The organism is Actinomadura sp. 7K507, assembly GCF_004348425.1.
Lineage (GTDB): Bacteria > Actinomycetota > Actinomycetes > Streptosporangiales > Streptosporangiaceae > Spirillospora.
Map to the genome: position 1 here is coordinate 1 of NZ_SMKK01000440.1, position 3,225 is coordinate 3,225.

The 3,225-nt window shown below is 65.1% G+C and carries 4 protein-coding genes and 1 pseudogene; 1 reads left to right on the forward strand and 4 read right to left on the reverse strand.

Going from position 1 to position 3,225, the window contains the following annotated elements:
- Positions 1-245: 245 nt before the first annotated feature.
- The 3 genes from E1285_RS44060 to E1285_RS48470 all read right to left on the reverse strand — a co-directional run bounded on the left by E1285_RS44060 (position 246) and on the right by E1285_RS48470 (position 1,902).
- Entirely contained in the window at positions 246-671 is a 426-nt protein-coding gene (locus E1285_RS44060; RefSeq protein ID WP_347814134.1) for an NUDIX domain-containing protein, read from the reverse strand.
- Between the two features lie 37 nt (positions 672-708).
- Positions 709-1,659 carry a hypothetical protein gene (locus tag E1285_RS44065; protein WP_132160858.1) on the reverse strand — a complete coding sequence of 317 codons (951 nt, stop codon included), beginning with the start codon at positions 1,657-1,659 and terminating at the stop codon, positions 709-711.
- A gap of 141 nt (positions 1,660-1,800) precedes the next feature.
- The gene (locus E1285_RS48470) at positions 1,801-1,902 is read right to left on the reverse strand and encodes a DUF397 domain-containing protein (RefSeq protein ID WP_347814135.1); all 102 of its coding nucleotides are present in this window, start codon (positions 1,900-1,902) and stop codon (positions 1,801-1,803) included.
- Between the two features lie 324 nt (positions 1,903-2,226).
- On the opposite strand from E1285_RS48470, the gene E1285_RS44075 reads away from it, so the two are divergent.
- Positions 2,227-2,772 (forward strand): NUDIX hydrolase, encoded by a 546-nt coding sequence (locus E1285_RS44075; protein ID WP_132160859.1) that lies wholly within the window; start codon positions 2,227-2,229, stop codon positions 2,770-2,772.
- Here the strand turns inward: E1285_RS44075 and E1285_RS47015 are convergent.
- Positions 2,769-3,225 (reverse strand): annotated as a pseudogene (locus E1285_RS47015) (hypothetical protein); the annotation flags it as partial. The gene E1285_RS44075 and the pseudogene E1285_RS47015 sit on opposite strands and share 4 nt — an antisense overlap.

The window sequence follows — 3,225 nt, forward strand, 5'->3', positions numbered from 1 at the left end:
CGTGGAACCCCGCCCACCCGACGCGACAGTCAGGCCCCACGGCTGACCCGCCACCGAAAGCCAAGAGTCGGTTGGGTCGCTCCGCGACCCAACCGACCTCACGAAAAATCGAGGTTAGCTTCTCCATCGGCGGCAGCGTCTCCCCCACGCAGCTGCATCAATACGCCGCAGCAAGTCATCGGCGATCTCGAAGTAACGCGCTAAACCCATGTGATCGCCCCATTAGGCCGGACGAATTCATTGACTTACGAGCCGAATGTTTCGCCAATTAGGTGGGTGCCGTCATGGTGGCGCACCGCAGGCGAGGTCAGCGGATCAGCCATTGCATCCAGGACACGAACGGCGAAGGCCTCGGTCGCCAGGGCCCTGACTTCTTCAAGGCCCATCCATCGAAGGTCCTGAGCTTCGTTGGTCTCCCGAACACTTCCACCGAGGACTCGACAGCGGAAGACCAGTGCGACGATGCCGCGTTTCATATTTTTATAGACGCCCGTCAGATGCTCCACATGCACCTGAAGGCCCGTCTCTTCGAGAACCTCCCGCTTGAGTCCGGCGCGGATGTCCTCATCCACCTCCAGGATGCCCCCGGGTGCTTCCCAGTGACTGTTGTCACGGCGCTGGATAAGCAGAGCACGGCCGGCATCATCCAAGATGACGCCTGCGACGCTCACCGAGTGCCGATCGCCCTCATTCATCTCGGTGCGCGGTTCAAGCGGCTTCGAGGACGCGGTGGAGGTCTCCGGCCAAATCCGCGACTGCCGAAGGCGCGTCCGCTCGCATGATCCTTTCGGTGACCCTGCTCAGCAGGTTCGTCGTCCGCCCCGAGCCGACATCGCCCGCATCCCCGGCGACCTCCGTCAGGACCGGCTCGGCCTCGCCCCAGTCCCCGACGTGCACCAAGGCGTTCAGCAGATGCGTAAGGTCGTTATAGCGGGCCCGCCGGTATCCGCTCCGCAGCTTCGCTGACTCTCGCAGCAGCGGCACTGCCGCTCCCCAGTCACCGAGTTCGGCGTGCGCCATGCCGGTGTGCCACAGCACCTCAGCATCGGTAACCCACCAGGTCCACGCCGCATCCCGCGCCCCCGGCCCGTCCAGCAGAGCTGACCGCGCCCGGCCCAGGGTGGCCAGCGCGTCACCGGCATGCCCTAGTTGGGCGAGCGCCCGGCCCCGGCGGATGTCCATGAGGGCCGCAGCTCGGGGCGGCAGCCCGCCGTCCAGCAGGCCGGTGGTGACCCGCATGGCCTCGGCGGGCCGATGCAGGTGCACCGACTGCATCGCCAGGTGCGTCAACTCGAACAGCTCCATGCCGAAATCCCCGGCCTGCCTCGACAGCATCAGCGCCTCGTGGATGACCTGTCGCGAGACGTCCTGCCGGTCGGCGTCGTAGGCCAGCCACGCGGCAACCTGGGCGGCCTCACCAGCGGCGGCCATCAGGTCCCGTTCGGCGGACGGGACATACGCGCCCGATCCGAGCCTGTGATTGACGGCGCGGAACGCCCGCAGCGCCAACGGCAGGACGTCGTCGCCGCCGTGCGCGGTGTCCAGCCGCACCAGCGCCTGGCTGGTGCGGCGGACGTCGGCAACATAGTCCGCGTCGGCGGGCCGTCCGGTCGCGGCGGGCGCTTGGACACCGATCAGGTAAGGCGATCTGCCGCTCACCTGTGCTCAGCTCCTCATGCACGGAGGATTTACAGGACAAGCGCGTTCAGGAGGTGCGCCAGGTCCCAGTAGCGAGCCCGGGAGTAAACCGCACACGGCAGAGCCCCCGAACGTCATTGGGCCGGGGTCTGCACGCCGGGGTCAGAGGTTCAGTTCGTCGCGCTTCATGCGGGTCACGAGCCGGGCGAAGCTCTCGGCTGAGAGGGTCAGGTGGCCGGCGTCAGGGGCCTTGCTGTCCCTGATAGCGCGCCCCTCGGGGAGGTTCGCGACCTCTACACACTCGTTGCCGGATGTGTTGCCGGCTGGACTTGCGCCATCCGATCACTGCATGGCCTCCATGATCCGTTCGATGTGCCCACGTGAGGCGGACGCGGACAACGCCTCCGAGCCGATGAGGTCGAAGCGCCGTTCAAAGTCGTCCAGGCTCGTCGGGTCAGTCTGCCACCTGTGATTGGTTTCCATGGAGGCCGCAGACTTGTTTTCGCAGGTGAGGAGGGTGAACGACCGTTGAGGGCAAGGACCTCTCACCTCCCGGCGGTGAAGTGCTCACCGGATAGCGTCAGGGCCATGACAGATGACGAGGAGAAGACTCGTTGGATCACGCATGGCGGGAGAACCGTCTATGACAATCGCTGGATCAAGCTCAGTCTGGTCGATGTAGAACTTCCTGACGGACACAGGTTCGAGCACCATGTGGCCAGCCTGAAGGCCGCCGCCGTGGTGGTGATCCTGGACTCCGAGAACCGCGTGCTCCTGCTGTGGCGGCACCGCTTCGTCGCGGATCGATGGGGTTGGGAACTGCCCGGCGGGCTTGTGGATGAGGGCGAAGCTCCATTGTCCACTGCTTCTCGGGAGATCGAAGAGGAAACCGGGCTCCGCCCGAAGTCATTGACACATCTGGTCTCCTTCCAGCCGATGGTCGGGATGGTGGACTCCGAACATCACGTTTACCTCACTCGGGACCCCGAGTACGTCAGCGCCCCGATGGAGACGACGGAAGCCTCCCGGATGGAGTGGGTGCCACTCACGGACGTACCGGCCATGATCACCTCGGGTAAGATCTGGAGTTCTGGGACGCTGGTGGGCCTGCTCCACGTTTTGGCGGATGTCTAGTCGCTGCTCGCCCCCAGTTGCACTTCAATAGCCGCCACCCTCCTGCGCTGCCTGACCGACCCCGTCAGCTTGGCCAACTCGGCGGCGCGGGTTGCATGGCGCCGCGCTTCATCTCGTTCTCCGCACGCGAGGAGCGCGGTCGCCAGATCACATCGGAGCCCGGCTTCCGCCCGGTTGAAGGCACCCGGCTTCAACTCGCCGAGGGCGGCTTTTAGGCTCTTGACTGCTTCTGGGTCCTCGAAGCGGACGAGGCAGTTCGCCCGCCAGCGCATCAGGTGACAGCGGCCGTGACAAGCTCCCCGTAGGCGGCCAGATACCGCCTCACTTGTTTTGTTCCAGGACATGTTGGACGTAGCAGATCCGGGTGATCTTTGACGGTTCCGGCACATCGTTGACATTGGATGCTCGATGATCTTCCGGTGGCGGATGAGGTCGAGGGGTTCGACGATCGGG